The sequence below is a fragment of the Myxococcus guangdongensis genome, from assembly GCF_024198255.1.
GTDB classification, from domain to species: Bacteria; Myxococcota; Myxococcia; order Myxococcales; family Myxococcaceae; genus Myxococcus; species Myxococcus guangdongensis.
Genome location: NZ_JAJVKW010000001.1, coordinates 491,616 through 511,210, shown reverse-complemented (window position 1 = coordinate 511,210; position 19,595 = coordinate 491,616). Strand labels below are relative to the sequence as shown.

Annotated in this window: 14 protein-coding genes; 9 read left to right on the top strand and 5 right to left on the bottom strand. The window is 70.4% G+C overall.

Going from position 1 to position 19,595, the window contains the following annotated elements:
• Positions 1 to 5: 5 nt before the first annotated feature.
• The 7 genes from LXT21_RS02090 to LXT21_RS02060 all read left to right on the top strand — a co-directional run bounded on the left by LXT21_RS02090 (position 6) and on the right by LXT21_RS02060 (position 10,475).
• Complete coding sequence (locus LXT21_RS02090; protein ID WP_254036395.1) at positions 6 to 713, top strand: response regulator transcription factor; 708 nt, start codon at positions 6 to 8, stop codon at positions 711 to 713.
• An 85-nt stretch (positions 714 to 798) separates the two neighbouring features.
• The gene (locus LXT21_RS02085) at positions 799 to 2,550 is read left to right on the top strand and encodes a sensor histidine kinase (protein WP_254036394.1); all 1,752 of its coding nucleotides are present in this window, start codon (positions 799 to 801) and stop codon (positions 2,548 to 2,550) included.
• Positions 2,551 to 2,901: 351 nt separating this feature from the next.
• On the top strand, positions 2,902 to 3,453 hold the full coding sequence (locus tag LXT21_RS02080) for an ECF-type sigma factor (RefSeq protein WP_254036393.1): 552 nt from the start codon (positions 2,902 to 2,904) through the stop codon (positions 3,451 to 3,453).
• A gap of 192 nt (positions 3,454 to 3,645) precedes the next feature.
• Positions 3,646 to 5,844 (top strand): hypothetical protein, encoded by a 2,199-nt coding sequence (locus LXT21_RS02075; protein WP_254036392.1) that lies wholly within the window; start codon positions 3,646 to 3,648, stop codon positions 5,842 to 5,844.
• Between the two features lie 111 nt (positions 5,845 to 5,955).
• Positions 5,956 to 7,881 carry a HEAT repeat domain-containing protein gene (locus LXT21_RS02070; protein ID WP_254036391.1) on the top strand — a complete coding sequence of 642 codons (1,926 nt, stop codon included), beginning with the start codon at positions 5,956 to 5,958 and terminating at the stop codon, positions 7,879 to 7,881.
• A gap of 48 nt (positions 7,882 to 7,929) precedes the next feature.
• On the top strand, positions 7,930 to 9,699 hold the full coding sequence (locus LXT21_RS02065) for a hypothetical protein (protein ID WP_254036390.1): 1,770 nt from the start codon (positions 7,930 to 7,932) through the stop codon (positions 9,697 to 9,699).
• 53 nt (positions 9,700 to 9,752) lie between these two features.
• Entirely contained in the window at positions 9,753 to 10,475 is a 723-nt protein-coding gene (locus tag LXT21_RS02060; protein WP_254036389.1) for a hypothetical protein, read from the top strand.
• A gap of 106 nt (positions 10,476 to 10,581) precedes the next feature.
• Here the strand turns inward: LXT21_RS02060 and LXT21_RS02055 are convergent, their stop codons facing one another.
• From LXT21_RS02055 to LXT21_RS02040, 4 genes are all read right to left on the bottom strand, one after another.
• The gene (locus LXT21_RS02055; RefSeq protein WP_407666950.1) at positions 10,582 to 11,889 is read right to left on the bottom strand and encodes an amidohydrolase; all 1,308 of its coding nucleotides are present in this window, start codon (positions 11,887 to 11,889) and stop codon (positions 10,582 to 10,584) included.
• 85 nt (positions 11,890 to 11,974) lie between these two features.
• The gene (locus LXT21_RS02050; RefSeq protein WP_254036388.1) at positions 11,975 to 13,063 is read right to left on the bottom strand and encodes an SDR family oxidoreductase; all 1,089 of its coding nucleotides are present in this window, start codon (positions 13,061 to 13,063) and stop codon (positions 11,975 to 11,977) included.
• An 80-nt stretch (positions 13,064 to 13,143) separates the two neighbouring features.
• Entirely contained in the window at positions 13,144 to 13,686 is a 543-nt protein-coding gene (locus tag LXT21_RS02045) for a TetR/AcrR family transcriptional regulator (RefSeq protein ID WP_254036387.1), read from the bottom strand.
• A gap of 85 nt (positions 13,687 to 13,771) precedes the next feature.
• Positions 13,772 to 14,455, bottom strand: a complete 684-nt coding sequence (locus LXT21_RS02040) for a spermidine synthase family protein (protein ID WP_254036386.1) — start codon at positions 14,453 to 14,455, stop codon at positions 13,772 to 13,774.
• A 161-nt stretch (positions 14,456 to 14,616) separates the two neighbouring features.
• Between LXT21_RS02040 and LXT21_RS02035 the strand changes: the two genes are divergently transcribed.
• Together LXT21_RS02035 and LXT21_RS02030 are read left to right on the top strand one after the other, a co-directional pair.
• Positions 14,617 to 15,207: a BAR domain-containing protein gene (locus tag LXT21_RS02035; RefSeq protein ID WP_254036385.1), complete on the top strand. Its 591-nt coding sequence runs from the start codon at positions 14,617 to 14,619 to the stop codon at positions 15,205 to 15,207.
• 142 nt (positions 15,208 to 15,349) lie between these two features.
• Positions 15,350 to 16,765: an eCIS core domain-containing protein gene (locus LXT21_RS02030; protein ID WP_254036384.1), complete on the top strand. Its 1,416-nt coding sequence runs from the start codon at positions 15,350 to 15,352 to the stop codon at positions 16,763 to 16,765.
• Positions 16,766 to 16,847: 82 nt separating this feature from the next.
• Here LXT21_RS02030 and clpB read toward each other — a convergent pair whose 3' ends face one another.
• On the bottom strand, positions 16,848 to 19,472 hold the full coding sequence (gene clpB, locus LXT21_RS02025) for an ATP-dependent chaperone ClpB (RefSeq protein WP_254036383.1): 2,625 nt from the start codon (positions 19,470 to 19,472) through the stop codon (positions 16,848 to 16,850).
• Positions 19,473 to 19,595: the final 123 nt, after the last annotated feature.

Below are 19,595 nucleotides of genomic sequence, written 5' to 3'. Positions count from 1 at the left end.
GCGTCATGGCCGCGCGCCGAGTGCTCGTCGTCGAGGATGATCCCGCCATCCGGCGCGGAATCGTGGATGCGCTTCGCTTCGAGGGCTACGAGGTCCTCGAGGCGGGCGTGCGGGAAGAGGGCCAGCGCGTGGCTGAGCGCACGCCGGTGGACCTGGTGCTGCTGGACCTGGTCCTCCCGGATGGTGACGGGTTGGATTTGCTGGCGGCGGTGCGCAAGAGCCGGCCCACGCTGCCCGTCATCATCCTCACCGCCCGGGGCCAGGAGGAGGACCGGGTGAAGGGCTTGAAGCTCGGCGCGGACGACTACGTGGTGAAGCCCTTCTCGGTGCGTGAGCTGCTGGCCCGGGTGGGCGCGGTGCTTCGACGCTCGGCCGAGCGCCCCGTGGGGGCCTCCCGCGTGGACTTCCCCGGCGGGCACTTCGTGGTGGAGCGCCGCGAACTGAGCTTCGATGACGGCACGCGGATGGACCTGTCGGAGCGCGAGGCGGACGCGCTGCGCTACCTCGGGGAGAACCCGGGTCGGGCCATCTCCCGCGAGGAGTTGCTCGAGCGCGTGTGGCATCTGCCCGCGCGTGGCCTGCAGACGCGCACCGTGGACATGACGATGGCGCGCCTGCGCGAGAAGCTGCGCGACGACTCCGCCGAGCCCCGCGTCATCCTCACGGTGCGCGGGAAGGGCTACATGTTCTCCCAGTCGGGTGGCGCCCGATGATTCGCCCCTGGCGCGCCTGGCTCGCGGTGCGCGACTGGACGGTGCACGGCAAGGGCTCCATGCCCTCCCAGTCGGGCGGCGCCCGATGATTCGCTCCTGGCGTGTCTGGCTCGCGGTGAGCGCCTGTCTGGCGCTGGCCCTGGCCGGCGTGGTGTGGCTGTCCGTCTTCGCCCTGCGCCTGGACCGCGCGGACCGCCAGGCCCGCATGAGCGCGGCGCGCGAGGAGAACGTGCGGCTGGCGCTGTGGCGGTTGGACTCGGAGCTGTTGCCGCTGGTGGCTCGGGAGAGCGCGGTGCCGGCGGAGGCGTACGCGGCCGTCGCTCCCGTGCCCGGCGTGCTGGACGCGCGCAACGCCCCGTTGCCCGAGGGCCAGGCGTGGCTTGCGTCCCCGTTGCTCGCGGGGCCGCCCGAGCATGTCCTGCTCCACTTCCAGGTGGACGCCGCCGGGAAGGTCTCCTCTCCGCAGGTCATCGACGCGTCGCTGCGGGCCTCGCTCGGCGTGGCTGCTTCACCCGTGAAGGACGAGGTGTTGCGGACGCGCCTCGAGCACGTGTCGCGGCAACTCGGTGGCCTCCGGCTGCGCGAGGCGCTGGCGGCAAGGGAGGCGCCGGCCTCGAGGGGAAGCCCGTCGTCGCGGAGCCTGAGCAAGCTGTCGAACTCGTTCCAGGAGCTCAAGAACGCCAGTGAGTTCGATGCCCGCTCGCGCAGCGCGCGCCAGGCCGCGAACCAGAATGTCGTGGCCTACCAGGCCCAGGAGCCATCTTCGGCCCGAGCGAGCCCCCGCGCGGAGATGCGGGCGCTCTGGGTGGGCGACGCGCTCCTGCTGGGGCGGCTCGTCCAGGTGGACGGCCAGGAGGTCCTCCAGGGCTGCTGGTTGGACTGGCCCGGGTTGAGTCGCTGGCTCCAGGGCCGTGTGGAGGACCTGCTTCCGGGCGCGACGCTGGAGCCCGCAAGGGGCGACGTCACGGCGACGGGGGAGGGGAGGCTCCTGGCGGCCCTGCCGGTGCGGCTGGTGCCGGGTTCCCCATCAGGAGAAGAGGGCTCCTCGGGGGCGCTGTCGTCCCTGCCGCTGGTCCTCACGGTGGCCTGGAGCGGCGTGGTGCTCGCGGGCGTGGCGGTGGTGGCCCTGTTGGTGGGGGTGATGGCGCTGAGCGAGCGCCGGGGCGCCTTCGTGTCGGCGGTGACGCACGAGCTGCGCACGCCGCTGACGACGTTCCGCATGTACACGGAGATGTTGTCGGCGGGCATGGTCCCGGACGCCGCGCGGCGACAGGAATACTTCGACATCCTCCACCGCGAGGCGGAGCGGCTCAGCCACCTGGTGGAGAACGTGCTCGCCTATGCCCGCATCGAGCGCGGACGCGCGCCAGCCCGGCTGGAGCCGGTGGCGGTGGACGCGCTCGTGTCTCGGATGGAGCCCCGGCTGGCCGAGCGCGCGCTCCAGGCGGGGCTGGTGCTGAGCGTGGATGTGCCCCCGGACGTCACCGTGATGACGGACCCGTCGGCGGTGGAGCAGATCCTCTTCAACCTCGTCGACAACGCATCCAAGTACGCCGCCGGCGCCGCCGATACCCGCCTGCACCTGGTGCTGGAGGTGCGGGGCCGCCGGGCGGGGTTGGTGGTGAGGGACCACGGCCCGGGCGTGGACCCGGCAACGGCCCGCAAGCTCTTCGAGCCCTTCTCCAAGTCCGTGCAGGCCGCTGCCCGGTCCGCGCCCGGCGTGGGCCTGGGGCTCGCCCTGTGTCGCCAGCTGGCCCGGAGCATGCGTGGGGAGCTGCGCTACGCACGGGCTCGCGAGGGCGGCGCCCGCTTCGTTCTCTGGCTACCCACCGCGTAGCCCGCGTCCGGGCAGACCCAGGACCTCGGGACTGGTGGCCCTCCAGGGCGTCGCGGGAAGCCGAGGCGTGGCCACCCCCCATGCGAGGGACCCCGAACGCTTCCTCGCGGGGACGTGCTCCAGTCGCCTTTGGGAATGTGGATAAAAAGGAATAGCCAGGAAAGTAGGCGCTCCCGCGTTGCGCGCGAATATCGCTGAGTGCAGGTTGGTCATCCCCGCGGGCAGTGAATTGTCGGTATTCACGAAAACAATTCTTTGTTCTCAAGATTTGCGGGGGATTTCGTTCGACAGGCTGAGCAGGCGTGGCGAAGCGACTCGACGGGATGTGAGACCCAGGAGGACACCATGGGCATGTCGGAGAAGACATCGCTGCTGGACGGCGCTCGCAACGAAGGCACGGAGGCCCGGGACGCTCTTCAGGGGGTGGCGTACCAGGAGCTTCGCGAGATGACGCACGCGGCCATGAGTGGTGAGGCTTCGCGGGCCACGCTGCGTCCCATGCTGCTGCTTCGCGACATCTGCGGGCGCTGGGCGGGGGAGTCCGCGGACGTGGAGCGACGTCGCCATGTGCTGGGCGTGGGAGCCCAGGCGATGCGTCGGGCGTTGGTGGAGGCGGTGCGGGTGCGCAACGCCCGCCGTCGGGACGCGCTGCGTGAGCCCCTGTACCTGCATGACGAGGTGACGGAGTCCCCCGTGGGCGTCGACATCGACGTGCTGGGGTTGGAGCGGGTGCTGGTGGCGCTGGAGTCGTTCAAGCCCCGGCTGGCCCGCCTCGTGGAGCTGCGCTACTTCGCGGGCCTGGGCATCCAGGAGACCGCCGCGGTGCTGGGCGTGGCGCCCGCCACCGTGCGCCGGGACTGGGCCTTCGCGCGCGGCTGGTTGTGTGAAGGCGTGGGGCACTGACGCTTCCCACGTCGTCGTCCTGGTGCGTGTTGCCTCCCAGGCAACGTCCTGGTTCGCCGTGTTGTCCCCGGGTCCTCGCGTCGAGGGCGCGTCGTCGCGCGCTCCCGAGTGGAACACGGTGCGGCACAGCACGTGCTCTGGGGTCCGGCGGGCCGCGCCCGAAGCCGGCCCTCACCAAGGACGAAGCTTCATATGAACCAGGGGAAGAAAGTGGGTCTGTTGGGGAGCCCGCTGCGTTGGGCCGGATTGTCGGTGACGTTGCTCTCCGCGCCCGCGAGTTTCGCGGCGGATTGCCCGACACCGTCGCTTCAGCAGTGCGTGGACGTCGACTACCGCTCGAGCAAGTGCGGCATCGCCCACGACGCCTACTGCCAGCAGACCATCGAGACGGAGTGGAGGGCGCGCTGGAACAACGCGCCCAAGCGCACGGTGCTGTTGCCGGACGAGTTCGGCAGCGGGACGGCGACGGTGGCCACCCAGCCCGCGTCGCTGGGGACCACGCGCATGAGCGGCATGGACCAGGGCCTGTCGGGCCAGGTGCTCAAGGGGCAGCTCCTCTACCGCAAGAAGCTGGAGAAGCTGACGAAGGCGGAGCTTGCGTACCTGGGGCAGCTGCAGGCGTGGGACAAGAACGGGACGCAGGTGACGTCCTGCCAGGAGTACGTGGACGAGAAGTACTACGACTACAGCCGCTTCGAGCGGCTCTCGGGCGTGCACGGCGACGACTACCGTGCGCTCTTCCAGTCGGCCTACGAGAAGGACGGCATCGCCCACCGCACGCTGCACAGCCGCGATGGCGAGAAGCTGGCCCCCATCTGGGGTGAGACGCGGGTGGCGAAGAACGCGTACTTCGCCTTCACGCCCGGCCCCTACCCGAAGGGCGCCAAGCCCTACGAGTTCACCACCGACGCCGCGCGGCTCGCCAACAACCCGGAGGCCCGTCAGTGGGCGGTGGCCTCGGACTCGTGGCACCAGGAGATGGCCGAGCAGCTCTCGCACATCCCGGATGACGAGCTCACCGTGCGCCAGGAGGAGCAGGAGGGCTTCATCGCGCTGCTCGCCCAGCGCGCGGGCATCTACGCCGACTGGCAGAAGGCCTACGCGCTCTTCACGAAGAAGGACCGCGACACGAAGGAGCTGAACGCCACCACCACCGAGCGGCTCTACGCGCTCGACAAGGCCATCGAGGAGCGCCTGGTCCAGGCCGAGGGGCAGGGCTGCCTCGACTCGAAGTACGTGACGTCCTGTGACTGGAGCCCGCGCCGCTACAAGCTGGAGCTGGACGCCGCCATGGGGCCTCGCCGCGCCGCGGACCTGCAGGCGTGCTTGTTCCTGACGGGCAACGACTTCAGCGAGACGAGCTTCGTGCGCAACGCGCACCTGCTCAAGATCTCCGCCCTGAAGGAGAAGGACTACACCTTCAACACGACGATGCTGGCCCAGTACGTGCTGCACTACGGCCGGTACATCCAGGCGCAGGAGGCGCCCACCAACCCGTCCACGGGCCTGGTGCGCCATGGCGGCGAGGCCGGTGACAGCGCCTACACGGGCGACAACGTCATGGGCGCCGGCTACGACTACAACGCCGGCTGGGAAGTCACGGCGCCGGGTGCGTCGAGCGCGCGCATGCAGGCGAAGGGCTTCGGCCTGACGGGCCCGTGGTGCGAGTACAACGCGCGCATCTACGGCGAGTTCAACGCGTACGCGAACCTCTTCAGCCCCACGCGCCAGGAGGTCATCCACATCGACGGCTCCGCGGGCACCGCGGCCAACGGCATCCGGCTCACCGTGGGGGCCCGCTTCCTGGGTCAGTCCGTCTACACCCACGACCAGACCTACCCGCTGCGCGTCACCTTCGCGCAGACGAAGCCCGTGTACGCGTTCGACGAGGCCCAGACGTCCTACACGTTCATGGTCTGGTACATCCCCGTCACGCTGACGGCGGGCGTGTCCGCGGAGACGGGCGTCAAGTTCGACATCGGCGGCGCCATCACCCGGGACTGCGCGGCGGACCTGCTGGGCGTGGACCTGTTCGGCATCCTCACGCCGTACCTCTCCGTCAATGGCTTCGCGTCGGTGGGCATCGGTCTGCCCAAGGTTCAGATTGCCGTGCGCGGCACGGTGGTGCTCACCCGCGCCAACCTCCCGCTGGAGACGGACATCGGCATCTACCTGAGCTCGCCCTCGCACCCGACGGACCCGAACACGCTGTTCCTGCGCCTCACCTCGAAGCTGGACATCGAGACGCGCTTCCTCGACGGGCGCATCTCGCTCTTCGCGCAGCTGTTCGACCTGAAGGCCGAGTTCACCGTGTTCTCGTGGAGCGGCTTCGGCTTGAAGCACAACATCTACACCGAGACCAAGACGGTGCCGCTGGCGCGCATCTTCTAGTCACACGGTGGGGCCGCTCCGGCGCTCACGCGTCGGGGCGGTCCTCCAGGGATGCCATGGCCTTCCCTCGCCATGGCGTCCCACCCCAGTCCATTCCTTCCGAGGTCCTTCATGCGTCGCCCGAGGCTCGCCGTCCGTACGGCCGTGCTGTCCACCCTGCTGCTCACCGGCTCGCTGTCCGCCTGGTACTTCACGCGCCCCACCGTCGTCGCGGGCGAGGGGACCCCGGTCGTCGTGAGCGACTCCCGCCTGCCCCTGTTCCAGTGGACGCCGGGCGAGGAGCGCGTCTATCGGTTCGCCTGGGATGACCTGCAGCGCGTGGAGCTCCCGATGCCCGTGCCGGGGGGCTCGGCCTCCGCCGGCGCGGTGGAGGGCACGCTGCACCTGGAGGGCTCGCTGGCCCTGCGCGCGCTCGAGGTCCGTCCGGACGGCACGCGGGTGCGGTTGTCGCTGAAGTCCCTGGAGCGACACGACGCGGTGCTCTCGGGCCAGCAGCTCTTCCCCGACGCGGCCTCCGTGGTGGCGCAGCTGCCCGAGTCCGCGTCCGCCTGGGTGGAGCTGGACGCGAAGGGCGCGCTCCTGGCGGTGCGCTTCTCGGAGTCGGAGCCCGCCATGTTCCGTCAGCTCGCGCAGACGCTCGCCGCGGAGCTGTTCCCCACCACGCTGCGCGACGCGGCCGAGTGGGACGTCGTCGAGTCCAACCAGACGGGCGAGGTCCAGGCCCGCTTCCAGTTCGACGGGGACTCCGTCCTGACGCGGCGGCGCACGCGCTACGTGGCGCTGAACGCCGCGGGGAAGGGACGGCCGTTCCAGCAGGAGCTGCGCTCGCTCACCCGCTTCGAGCGCACGCCGGACGGCCGGATGGCCGGGGTGTCCCACGACGAGGTGCTGGACGCGACGCGGACGGATGGCGCCCCGCTGATGTCGCGCCGGATGCGCCTGCGCGTGACGTTCTCCGCGCGGAGCATGGCGCCGCTGCTGGCGACGAACGAGGACAAGCCCCTCGTCCGCAAGCCCGAGCAGATCGTCTTCGAGGGCGACAAGGAGACGGCGCTCCTGCGCAGCCAGGCGGATGGCATGACGGTGGACGAGGTCCTCCGCGTGCTCGCCTCGGCCACGCGCCCCGAGTCCATCCCGGAGCTGGACCGCTTCGTGCGGCGGGCCATCGCCGCGCTCAAGCTGGAGCCCGGCAGGACGCGGGAGCTCGCCGCGTCCTTCCTGCGCCCGGGCGTGAATCCGGGGCTGCGCGAGCTCACCATGGACGTGCTCGCGGGCACGGGGCATGCGCAGGCCCAGGCGCTGATGCGCGAGCTGCTCCAGGCCCCCGTGGCGCGCGAGCACGAGACGTCCTATGGGCTGATGCTGCAGCGCGCGGGCTTCCTCGAGACGCCCGAGCCGGAGACGGCCCGGATGCTGACCACGCTGCGCGAGCAGGCCCGAGTGGGCAACGACGTGGCCACCCGGCGCGCGTCCGAGTACGCGCTGGGCGGCGTGGTGTCGAAGCTCCCGCCTGGGGACCCCAACGTGGCGACGTACCTGCGCCCGCTCCAGGACTCGCTGCGCGACGCGAAGGACCCCCAGGACCGCATGCACGCGCTGCGCGCGCTGGGCAACACGCGACAGGAGGCCGTGCTGGACCAGGCGCAGCCCTACCTGCGCGACGACTCCACCGAGGTGCGCGCCGCGGCGGCCGAGTCCCTGCGCGCCGTGCCGCAGGAGATTGCCACGCGCATGCTGCTCGACTCGCTGGTCCAGGAGCCGGAGCGACTGGTGCAGGCGGCGCTGCTGGACGCGCTCGACGCGCGCACGCTGGACGGGGCGGACCTGGAGCGACTGCGCACCTGGGTCGTTTCGGGGGGGATGGTCTCCGGGGTGGAGGCCACGCTGCTCAACCTCATCACCCATCGCATCGACGGCGGCGGCGCGCCGGTCCTCCAGATGCTCCAGGCGCTCGCGCTGCGCCCGGGCCAGCAATCCTCCACTCGCGCTCGCATCATGTCGCTGATGGCCCAGTCCTCCGCCGAGCTGGGGGGCTGAGTCCCGACGCGGCCTTCACTTCACTCCCACCACACCTCCGAGAACTTCATGAATCGCATCCTCAACGGGCTGGGCCTGGTGGCCCTGCTCGGCCTCTTCCTGGCGCCAGTCGCCCACGCGGACATCGTGGACGACGTATGGCGCGGCACGAATGTCCGCCTCAACGCCGCGCGCATCCACGTGCGCGGCAACGACTACGCTACGGGCTACTGGCTGCTGCCCAAGTCGGCGGGCACCCTGAACCTGCACGTCCCTGCGCGCACCTTCGGCGTGAACTCCGACCTGGTGCTGAACCTGTGGGGCTCGCGCAGCGGCAACGTCATCACCTGGACCTTCGACGACACGCTGCCCTCGCCGTACTACCTGGGCGACGCCAACAGCGTCACGCGCGTGCGCGGCACGCTCAAGGCCTTTGCCCGTCAGGTGCGCGGCGCGGATGACCCCTACTGCGAGAGCGCCTCGTGTCCGCACAACGTCGAGCTGGTGCTGACCGGTGGCAGCCAGGTCTGGGTGGACGGCTACACGGACATCGTCTTCAAGTTCTACTGGTCAGAGCCCGTGCAGGTCCGTCAGTTCGTCGCGTATGCGGGCGTGCCGCGTCCGCGTCTGGCGGCGCTTCGGGTGCTGACGTCCACCAACCGCTGCCCCTCCTCGAACGCCACGGAGCTGTCGGGTGAGGTCGTCCTGAGCAGCCCCGCGCCCGCCGGCGGAACGCTGGTGGAGCTCTTCAGCGTGGACGCGAGCGTCGGTGTCCTCAACGTGCGCGTGCCCGAGGCTCAGCGCACCGCGCGCTTCGCCATCCGACTGCCCGCACACTGGGGAGGTCCCACCGTCATCCAGGGCTCCTCGGGCGGGATGGTCCAGTCGCAACGGGTCGCCCTCAACCGGTGTGTCACCCAGGTGTTCGAGTTCAACCGGTGGCGTCAGCTCCCGACGGTGTCGATTGCCCGTCTCATCACCAACGAGGGCGCGGTCATCGCCCGTCTGGCGAACGACGAGTCGGACAGCCTCATCACGAACAAGTCCACCGTGCAGTCGCTGCGCGAGGCGCTCGGCGTGGACCGCGTCGAGGTGAAGGGCGTCAGCGCCAGCGGAGACCTGTTCGGCACCGCGTACTCGTACAAGGGCCTGGCTGCGTTCCGGATGAAGGCGAACGAGGTGAAGGCGGGCGCGCAGCTCCGGGTCGACGGCTATGAGGCCCTGGTGGGCAACGCGCACGGCACGCCGCTGGTGCGCTGGCCCGACGACAAGGACGTCGTCTACCTCGTCGACGAGGTCGGTCTCGCGAAGCGCGAGGCGCTGATGGGGCTCGGCACGGGGCGCCTCTTCTTCAATGCGATGGGTGAGTCGGCGGCGGTGGTGCAGACGGAGAGCGGCCCTCGCGCGGCGCTCATCGCTGGCAAGGAGCGTCACATCCTCCTGGAGCTGGAGGCGGACATCGCCGCGCTCAACGACGTGGGCACGGTGCTGGGCACCGCGCGCATCTCCGGCAAGCAGAGCCAGCCCTTCCGGTGGACCCGCGAGAAGGGCGGCGAGCTGTTGCCCCTGCCGGAGGGTGTGTTGTCCGCGAGGGCCCTGGGCCTCAACGCCAGCAACTGGGTGGTGGGCACGGCCACGGGTGAGGACAAGTCCCAGCTCGCGTTCATCACCCCGCCGGACGGAGAGAAGAGCTACCCGCTCTCCCAGCTCGCGCCCAAGGAGCTGGAGAAGGCGGGCCTGCGCGTCGTGGAGGCGCTGTCCATCTCCGACAACCTCGAGGTGCTGGTCCGCGCCGTGAATGGCGACGGCAAGTCCGTGCACCTGGTGCTCAGCCCGTGAGCCGCGCGGAGCCGGTGCACCCCATGTCCTTCCAAGCAACGAGGAACCCCATCGTGAACCTGAACTCGCCCCTGCGGGGGCTCCTGATGCTGTGCATGGTCGTCATGGCGGGCTGCGGAAGCTGCCAGGGCGGCAACTCCGAATGCGACCCCAGTCAGTATGGAACCAACGGCTGCGCGTGCCGGACGGACTCCGCGGGCTGCGACACGGGCCTGGCCTGCAACAGCGGCACGTGCGTGCCGTGCGGCGGCGAGGGACAGGAGTGCTGTGTCGCCGCCTCCGCCGCGTACTGCGGCGGCTCGCTGATGTGTGTGATGGAGTCGGGCGGGGAGATGTGCCGCAACTGTGGCGACGTCGGCGAGGCGTGCTGCAACTCGTCGGGCAGCCAGGTCTGCAACGCCGGCGCCAACTGCATGGGGGGGACGTGTCAGTCGATCGCCGCCACCGCGTGTGACGCCGGGGGGACGGTGTTCGCCCTGGGCATCGAGAGCAAGCAGTTCTGTGCGGTGCGGGTCGTGGAGGTGCGCGCGACGTCGGCGCAGAAGGCGATGGAGTGCGCCACCGCCAGCGCGTTGTTCGACCCGATGACGGAGGTGCTCACCGCCACGCCCAACATCCCCATCCAGGACATCGAGGTGTGCGTGGAGACGGCGGCGGAGGGGCGCCGCACCACCACCGTCCGGGCCTTCGGCGAGTACGAGGCCCAGCGCTGCGCGCGCTTCACGCGCTGCGGGAACGACGGCTGCCTCTCCGTCCGACTGGGGGCCTGCCGGTAGCGCAGGAAGGGAAACTGGAGCGAGGTCGCCTTGGGGGGCGACCTCACTCCCACGCGCCGCGGCGAGGGTCCTCGAGGCCCTCGTCGTGGCCGTGGTTTCACCGGGCTCAGGGCTTGCCCAACAGCTCCAGCGCGGACGTCGTCAGCGCGGTGACGCCCGTGCGCAGCGTGCGCTCGCGGTCCGGGATGAAGCCGGACGAGTGCAGGGACGGGAGCGGCTCGCCGCCCGAGCGGGACTGCAGGAAGCGCTGCGGCTCCACCGAGCCCAGCCACAGGAGCGCGGCGGGGACTCCGGCGCGGCCGTACTCGGAGAAGTCCTCGCCGCCCATGACGGGCTGGGCCTCGCCCACGTTCTTCTCCCCGAGCACGCGCACCACGGCCTCGGTGAGGCGGCGGGTGAGAGCGGGGTCGTTGTAGGTGGCGGGTGTGCCCTCGGTGACGTCGACCTTGGGCGGACGCGGGGCGCCGGAGGCCAGGGCCTCCGCCTTGGCGACGCGCTCGATGCCCTCCAGGAGCGCCTTGCGGACCTCGGGCTTGTAGGAGCGCACGGTGAGCTGCAGGCGCACGTCGTCCGGGATGATGTTGTGCTTGGTGCCGCCGTGGATGGAGCCCACCGTCACCACCGCGGGCTCGAGCGGGTGCTTCTCCCGGCTGACCAGCGTCTGGAGCGCGAGCACCGTGCGCGCGGCAATCAGGATGGGGTCCACCGTCGTGTGTGGGTAGGCGCCGTGTCCGCCCTTGCCGAAGAGGGTGATGTCCACCGAGTCCACGTGGGCCATGGCGTAACCGGACACGTACTCCACGCGGCCCGCGGGCGCCGCCGTGGTGTTGTGCAGCGCCACCGCGAAGTCGGGCTTGGGGAAGCGCTTGAAGAGCCCATCGGCGAGCATCTTCCGCGCGCCAGCTCCAATCTCCTCCGCGGGCTGGCCCACCATCATCAGCGTGCCCTTCCACTGGTCCTTCTTGCGCGAAAGCAGCGTCGCCGTGCCCATCCACACCGTCATGTGCACGTCATGTCCGCAGGCGTGCATCACCGGCACCGTCTGCCCATCCCCGCCCTTCACCTGCACCTTGCTGGCGTAGGGCAGGCCCGTCTTCTCCTCCATGGGCAGCGCGTCCAGGTCCGTGCGCAGCATGACGGTGGGCCCGGGGCCGTTGCGCAGCAGCGCCACCACGCCCGTGCCGCCGACGCCGGTGGTGACGTCGAAGCCCAGCTTGCGCAGCCGCTCGGACAGCTTCGCGGCGGTCTTCTCCTCCTGGAAGGACAGCTCGGGGTGCTGGTGCAAGTCCCGGTACAGCGCGTCCAGGTCCGGGTAGAGGCCGTCGAGTCCTCCCAGCACGGAGGACGGCTGCGCGCGTGAGTCAGGCGCGGTCAGCAGGACGACGAGCACGGCCAGCAGGGAAGGGCGGTTCACCAGGAGGTCTCCGGTCCGTTTCGAGGGCCGGGCTACTACAGCACATCGCGCGAGGCCCCGGTTTCCACGCCCCTCCCTCGCCGGGTCATCCCGGACGCACCGACGCGAGTCGCGCCCGCTCCACGTCGGGAGCGAAGCCCGTGCCGCGCAGGAAGTCGAACCAGCGCTCCAGCACCGTCTCCACGGGCGGCAGCTCCACGCCCATCCGCTGGGCCATCGCGAGTGCGGGCTCCACGGGGTAGCGGGCGGTGTCGAGGAAGTCGAGCGACTCGGTGGCCGCGCCCAACAGTCGCTCGGGCAGCCAGCGCACCCACGAGACGGGCAGCGACAGGCGGGGCGCGCATCGCCCCGAGCGTCGCGCGGCCCAGCGAATCATCTCGTGGAACGTGGGCGAGCCTGGGTCCATCAGCGTGTACTCCTGACCGGCGGCCTCCGGCACCTCCACCACGCCCGCCATGAAGCGCGCCACCGTGTCCACGGCGACGACGGGGACGAAGGTGTCCTTCGAGCCCAGGAGGACGGGCATCTTCCCGGCATGGACATGGGCCACGGTGTCGCCGAGCCCCAGGCTCTGCACCGTCGCGCCGGTGCGGCTGTCTCCGATGACGGAGGACGGGTGCACCGTGGTGAGGGGGACCCCGAGCCTCGCGGCGGTCTCCACGGCTATCTGGTGGGACAGGGCCTTGGATGTCTCATAGGCGCCCGAGTCCGCGAAGCTCAGCGGGGGCGCGGGGACGATTCTCCCCGAGGTGTCGAGGCGCGGGCCGATGCGATAGCCCCCCACGAGCACGAGCCGGCGCAGCGCGGGCAGGTCCGCGGCCAGCTCCACCACGGCGCGAGTCCCCTCCACGTTGGTGCGCTGAGCCTCCTCGGGTGACAGATGCCAGGCGAAGCGCGCGCCCAGGTGGAACACGTCGCACACGCCCTGGAGGGCCGCGCGGTCCTCTGGCGTGAGCCCCAGGCGCGGCGCGTCCAAGTCCCCCTCGAGGAACACGAGTCGCTCGGGGGCGCCTCCGAGCGCCGCCACCCAGTCCCGGTAGGACTGGCTGCGCGCCTGGGCGTTGCGAGAGAGCACGGCGACGTGTCGTCCGCGCCGCGTCAGCTCCGGCACGAGCCAGCGCCCCAGCAATCCCGTGGCGCCGATGACGAGTGAGTCCGGTGACGAATCCTTCATGACAACCTCAGTATATAGACCAGTCTACATATTCTGGAGTCGCGCCGACGCGGCCCATCCGCGCACGGCGTGGGCCGCAATCAATCGAGTGAGAGCAGGCGCTCCAGTTCCTTGGAGAGCTCCTCGACGGGAGCCCGGCTGCGGTGGGCGCGCATGAGCAAGAGCGCGCCCTCGATGGAGGAGAGCACCAGGGCGGCGCGGCGGCGCGACTCGGCGGCCGTGAGTCCCTCGGCCCGGAGCCGCTCGGTGAGCAGTTGCTGCCAGGACTGGAGCGCCTCGGCGGCGGCGGCGCGAACTGGCTCGGGCGTGGCGCCGGAGGACAGCACCACGGCGGAGACGGGGCAGCCCTTCTCGAAGCCAGAGGCCTCGGCCCGGTCGGCCAGCTGCGCGAGCGCGCGACGCAGTCCGGTGACGAGGCCCTTGGACGAGGCGAGGTGCTCGCCGAGCAGCCGCGTCACCTCCGCGGACGAAGCCTGGAGGGCTTCGATGGCGAGCTGCTCCTTGCCCCCTGGGAAATGGAAGTAGAGCGAGCCCCGAGGCGCCTTGCCGGCCTCGAGCAGCTCATTGATGCCCGCGCCGGCATACCCCGAGCGCTCCAGCATCTCCGCCGCGGCGGCAATCATCCGCCGACGAGTGTCCTCTCCCTTGCTCACGACCGGATGAATATACCGGTCATCATATTCTGTCGAGCCCTTCGACGCTGGGGCTTCAGCGGCGGCCCTTGCCCAGGCGGGCGATGAAGAGCACGTGGCGGGGGCCCTTGGTGCCGTGGGCGTGGGGGTGGAGGACCTCCACGGTGAAGCCGCACTTCTCCAGTCGGCGCTCGAAGCTCGGGGCGGGGCCGGCGCTCCAGACGCCGAGCGTGCCACCGGAGCGCAGGGCGCGCGCCGCGTTGGACAGGCCGGGCAGGCCGTAGAGGCCCTGGTTGTCCGGATGGGTGAGCGCGGTGGGGCCGTTGTCCACGTCGAGCAGGATGGTGTCGAACGTCTGCGGGTTGCGAGCCATGACGCGACTGACGTCGGCCTCGACCACGGAGACGCGCTTGTCCTCCAGCGGCGCACCGGCGAGGGGCGACAGGTGAGGCCCCCGGTTCCAGGCGACGACCGTGGGGAGCAGCTCCGCCACGGTGACCTCGACACCCGGCCCCACGGCGTCCAGCACGGCGCGCACCGTGTAGCCAAAGCCGAGCCCACCGACGAGCACCCGTCCGGTGCCCCGGCTCGCCAGCTCCGCGCAGCCGGCCTTCGCGAGCGCCTCCTCGGAGCCGTGCATGCGGCTGGACATCAGCGTCTGTCCGCGCACGCGCAGGACGTACTCGTCCCCTCGGCGGACCAGGGTGAGGTCCCCCACGTCCGGGACGTCGGCGCTCTCGAGTGTCTCCCAGGGCTTCATGCGCCCGGCTCATCGCCTGGAGCGGGCCCGGGGTCAAGCACTCCGCGCGGCACGCCCGGCCCTCGTGCCTTCGCCTGTGCCCGATGTCCCACGCCGTCCTCATCCATATCCCCGCGAGGACGCCAGGTCGCGGCGTCTCACCTTGAGGAGGCATCCAGGCCATGAACGAGCGCGAGGCTTACCTGCAGAAGATGGACGCCGAGAAACAGCGCATCGACGCGCGAATCGCCGAGGTCGAGGCGCAGTCCGACATCCGCCAGGCACAGGACGAGGTGCAGGAGCTGAGGGGCGTGAAGGAGCGCCGCGAGGCGTTCCGCCGCAAGCTGGAGGAGCTGCGTCAGCGCGGCACCGAGGACTTCGAGCGGGGCAAGCAGGAGCTGCTGCGCGCCTGTGACGACACCCGCAAGTCGCTCGACGACGCGGAGGAGCATGCGGGCTTGAAGCGCGCGGCCTATGAGCGCAAGCGCGAGGCGGAGCTGCGGCAGTTGGGGGCCCAGTTCGACGGGTACGAGGCGGACATCTCCCGCTCCCGCGCGGAGGACTCGTTGCTCACGAAGGAGGAGCTGCGCTTCCTGCGCTCGTCGTTCTCCAGCACGGGTGAGTCGCTGCGGCGACTGATGAAGGCCCGGGGCGGTGAGTGGGCGCGGTTGCGAGGGGAGTATGAGGCGTCCTGGCGCGAGCTGGTCGAGAACTCGCGCAAGATTCGCGCGGACAGCCCCGAGGCGTCGCAGACGCCGCCGTCCCCGTCCTGAGCGCCCGAGGAGACTCAGGGCGTCCCACGCGTGAGGAGGACGTGCTCCGGCGTGACGCGGCCCTCATGGCGTGACACCCGGCGCATCCTGTCGGCGCTCGAGAAGGGCACGGTACATTGCGAGCCTCCCCCGGAGGCATCGCATGGGTGTGTTCGTCGAGCCGTCACAGTCCTCGCGCGAGTCCACCTCCGCGCCCTCGGCGGGAGCTGGTGCCACGGAGGGGGGCTCGTCGCGCACGCAGGCGCTGGGCGCGCTCCAGCAGGCGCTGGACGCCTCCCCGCGAGTGGTGGCGCAGGCGAAGCAGGCGCAGACGCTCCAGCGCCGCGCCTCGCCGCGCAATGACACGGGCCTGCCGGACTCGCTGAAGTCCGGCGTCGAGTCCCTGTCCGGCATGTCGATGGACGACGTGCGCGTGCACTACAACTCCTCCACGCCCGCGCAGCTCCAGGCCCTGGCCTACACGCAGGGCTCGGACATCCACGTGGCGCCGGGGCAGGAGAAGCACCTGGCCCACGAGGCGTGGCACGTCGTGCAACAGAAACAGGGGCGGGTGCGGCCCACGGCCGAGCTGCACGGCGCCGCGCTCAACGACGACTCCGGCCTGGAGCGCGAGGCCGACGCCATGTCCGCGCGCGCCTCCAGGCTCCCCATGGAGTCCTCCCATGACATGGCGACCGCGCAGCTCAAGGCGGCGCCGCGCACCGGGGCAGGGGCGGGCGTCCCCATCCAGCGGGTCGCGGTGCAGCTCGGCGCGAATGCCGCGGGGCGCATCAACCAGGTGAACGTGGGCGGGCGCGCGGGCTCGTTGTGGCCCACGGAGCGCCACCACACCACGCCGTGGCAGACGTACCTGGACACCCTCGACCGCGGACTGCTCGGCCGCACGCCCGCCGCTGCCATCAACAACATGAACCGGCTGGAGAACCACCTGCGTGCGCTGCCGGGATGGGACCTCATCGACAGCCTCGATGACGACAAGGAGCAGGCACTCGATGATGAAATCGAGCTGCTGGAGGCCCACCGGGACGCGGCCAACAACGCGGCTCCGGGGACGATGGCCCAGGGGTTCGCGCTCCAGGCGTATGTGCAGCAGTGGTTGGTCGTCCGCAGCAAGCTCCCCCTCTCTCAAGCGAACTTCGGAGGAGGCGCGGGCAATGTCGCGAACGACGCCGCCGTCGCCCGAGCGGGTAACGCGGCCGATGGCGGTGGTGTCACCGACGACGAGCTTCAGGACGCGCTGTTCAGTCTCTTCGACTTCGACACCGTGCAGAACCTGCACACGGACGCGGACGGAGAGAACGACGAGGGCGAGTACGCTGCCCTGGGGCTCGACCCCGCGCGGACGAACGAGAGCCTGGACGAACTGCGCGCCATGCTCTTCGAGCAGCACGCCCGGTCCGTCCGGATGGCCTATCCGGTGGCCTTCGGACGGCTCTACGCGGACGTCGACGCGATGGTGGCCGCGATGGAGGCCCACTGGGGCGTCGGCGACGAATCCGAGGCCGAGCTGTCGGACGACACCGAGATGACGGAAGCCTCCGACTCCGACTCCGATTGAGCCCGCCCACGAAGAAGCCCCCCGCCCATCCACGAGGGACGGGGCAGGGGGCTTCGGATGCATCCTCGCCCGCGGCGGTGACTTACGCCGTGCGCTTCACGTTCTTGGACGCGTCCACCAGCACCTTGGCGAAGGTGAGCCCGGTGGGGCCCGCGTCGGCCTGGATGGTGTCGCCCGGCGCGAAGTCGCCGTTGAGCACCTTGATGGCGAGTGGATCCAACAGGTTCTTCTGCACGGCGCGCTTGAGCGGGCGGGCACCGTACGTCGGGTCGTACCCGCGCTCCGCGAGCAGCTCCCGCGCGGCGTCCGTCAGCTCCAGCGTCAGCCGCTTGTCCGCCATCAGCTTGCTCAGCTTCGCCAGCTGCAGGTCGACGATGCGGTAGATGTCCTTCTTGCGCAGCGGCTCGAAGATGACGATTTCGTCCACGCGGTTGAGGAACTCCGGGCGGAAGTGCGCGCGCAGCGCGTCCAGCACCTCGTCGCGCGTCTTCTCGTCCAGCTCGTCCTTGCCCGCCATGCCCGCCTGGATGTCCGCGGAGCCCAGGTTGGACGTCATGATGAGGACCGCGTTCTTGAAGTCCACCGTGCGGCCCTGGCTGTCCGTCAGCCGGCCCTCGTCCAGGATCTGGAGCAGGATGTTGAAGACATCCGGGTGCGCCTTCTCGATTTCGTCGAAGAGCACGACGGTGTACGGCCGGCGGCGCACCGCCTCCGTGAGCTGTCCACCCTCCTCGTAGCCGACGTAGCCCGGGGGCGCGCCGACGAGCCGCGCCACCGCGTGCTTCTCCATGTACTCGGACATGTCGATGCGGACCATGGCGGTGTCGTCGTCGAAGAGGAACTCCGCCAGCGCCTTGGCCGTCTCCGTCTTGCCCACGCCCGTGGGGCCCAGGAAGATGAACGAGCCGATGGGCCGGTTCGGGTCCTGCAACCCGCTGCGCGCCCGGCGCACGGCGTTGGACACGGCCTCAATCGGGCTGCGCTGACCAATCACCCGCTGCTCCAGCCGCTCCTCCATGTGGACCAGCTTCTGGACCTCGCCCTCCATCAGCCGCGAGACCGGGATGCCCGTCCACTTGGCCACGACGGACGCGATGTCCTCCGAGTCCACCTCCTCTTTGAGGAACTTGTGGTTCTTCTGCAGCTCGGTGAGCTTGGTGTTCTGCGTCTGGAGCTCCTTCTCCAAGGACGGCAGCACGCCGAACTTCAGCTCCGCGGCGCGGTTCAGGTCGCCCTGGCGCTCGGCCGCGACCTGGTCGTTCCTCACCTTCTCCAGCTTCTCCTTCAGCGTCCGGATGCCGCCGATGGCGCCCTTCTCCGCGTCCCAGTGCGCCTTGAGCCCGTCGAAGCGCTCGCGCAGGTTGGCCAGCTCCCGCTCGATGGTGGCCAGGCGCTCCTGCGAGTGCAGGTCCGTCTCCTTGCGCAGGCCCTCCTTCTCAATCTGGAGCTGCGTCATCTTCCGACGCATGTCGTCCAGCTCGGTGGGCATGGAGTCGATTTCGATGCGCAGGCGGCTGCCGGCCTCGTCGACCAGGTCGATGGCCTTGTCCGGCAGGAAGCGGTCCGCGATGTAGCGGTGGCTGAGCGTGGCGGCGGCCACCAGCGCGCTGTCCTGGATGCGCACGCCGTGGTGCACCTCGTAGCGCTCCTTGAGGCCACGCAGGATGCTGATGGTGTCGTGCACGCTGGGCTCGCCCACGAACACCGGCTGGAAGCGGCGCTCGAGCGCGGCGTCCTTCTCGATGTGCTTGCGGTACTCGTCCAGCGTCGTCGCGCCGATGCAGTGCAGCTCGCCGCGCGACAGCGCCGGCTTGAGCATGTTGCCCGCGTCCATCGCGCCCTCGGCCTTCCCCGCGCCGACAATCGTGTGGATTTCGTCGATGAAGAGGATGACCTGGCCGGCCGAGTCGGAGACCTCCTTGAGCACCGCCTTGAGGCGCTCCTCGAACTCGCCGCGGTACTTGGCGCCCGCCACCATGGCGCCCAGGTCCAGGGTGATGAGCTGCTTGTTCTTCAGGCCCTCGGGCACGTCGCCGTCGACGATGCGCCGCGCCAAGCCCTCCGCGATGGCCGTCTTGCCCACGCCCGGCTCACCGATGAGCACCGGGTTGTTCTTGGTGCGCCGGCTGAGCACCTGGACACAGCGGCGGATCTCCTCGTCGCGGCCGATGACCGGATCCAGCTTGCCCGCGCGCGCCGCCTCCGTCAGGTCGCGCCCGTACTTCTCCAGCGCCTGATACGTGGACTCGGCGTCCTGGCTCGTCACGCGGCCGGAGCCTCGGACTTCCTTGAGGCTCGACAGCACGCGCTCGCGCGTGACGCCCGAGGCCTTCATGATTTCGCCGAGAGTGCCCTTGTCCTGCGTCAGCGCCAGCAGCAGGTGCTCGGAGGAGATGAACTCGTCCTTGAGCGCCTTGGCCTCGTCGTCGGCCTTGTCGAAGGTCTTCAGCAGGCGCTGGCCGAGCATCGCGCTCTCACCACCCTGCATCCGCGGCAGCTTGCCGAGCGCCTCGCCCAGACGGGACGCGAACAGCTTCACGTCCGCGCCAAGCTTGCGGAGCAGCGGGTCGACGAGGCCGTCCTTCTGACCCATCAGCGCGGCGGCCAGGTGCTCCGGCTCGTACTGGGGGTTGTCGGCGCGGCGGGCCAGCGTCTGGCCCTCTTGGATGGCTTCTTGGGCCTTCACCGTGAACTTATCGAGTCGCATACACTCAACGTAAGAGTCGCGAAGGGCTTGGCAAGTTGGTGCGGTGCGTCACGAATCGCGGCCCGGGCTGCGCCAGAAACGGAATACTTTGGACTCCTGGTAGCGGCTGGCTTTTCGAGGTGC

What these genes read in the sequence shown, in the direction of transcription:
- clpB (WP_254036383.1), bottom strand. Translation starts at nt 19,472, where the DNA reads ATGCGACTCGATAAGTTCACGGTGAAGGCCCAAGAAGCCATCCAAGAG.
- LXT21_RS02090 (WP_254036395.1), top strand. Translation starts at nt 6, where the DNA reads ATGGCCGCGCGCCGAGTGCTCGTCGTCGAGGATGATCCCGCCATCCGG.
- LXT21_RS02085 (WP_254036394.1), top strand. Translation starts at nt 799, where the DNA reads ATGATTCGCTCCTGGCGTGTCTGGCTCGCGGTGAGCGCCTGTCTGGCG.
- LXT21_RS02030 (WP_254036384.1), top strand. Translation starts at nt 15,350, where the DNA reads ATGGGTGTGTTCGTCGAGCCGTCACAGTCCTCGCGCGAGTCCACCTCC.
- LXT21_RS02065 (WP_254036390.1), top strand. Translation starts at nt 7,930, where the DNA reads ATGAATCGCATCCTCAACGGGCTGGGCCTGGTGGCCCTGCTCGGCCTC.
- LXT21_RS02045 (WP_254036387.1), bottom strand. Translation starts at nt 13,686, where the DNA reads ATGATTGCCGCCGCGGCGGAGATGCTGGAGCGCTCGGGGTATGCCGGC.
- LXT21_RS02070 (WP_254036391.1), top strand. Translation starts at nt 5,956, where the DNA reads ATGCGTCGCCCGAGGCTCGCCGTCCGTACGGCCGTGCTGTCCACCCTG.
- LXT21_RS02040 (WP_254036386.1), bottom strand. Translation starts at nt 14,455, where the DNA reads ATGAAGCCCTGGGAGACACTCGAGAGCGCCGACGTCCCGGACGTGGGG.
- LXT21_RS02050 (WP_254036388.1), bottom strand. Translation starts at nt 13,063, where the DNA reads ATGAAGGATTCGTCACCGGACTCACTCGTCATCGGCGCCACGGGATTG.
- LXT21_RS02035 (WP_254036385.1), top strand. Translation starts at nt 14,617, where the DNA reads ATGAACGAGCGCGAGGCTTACCTGCAGAAGATGGACGCCGAGAAACAG.
- LXT21_RS02080 (WP_254036393.1), top strand. Translation starts at nt 2,902, where the DNA reads ATGTCGGAGAAGACATCGCTGCTGGACGGCGCTCGCAACGAAGGCACG.
- LXT21_RS02075 (WP_254036392.1), top strand. Translation starts at nt 3,646, where the DNA reads ATGAACCAGGGGAAGAAAGTGGGTCTGTTGGGGAGCCCGCTGCGTTGG.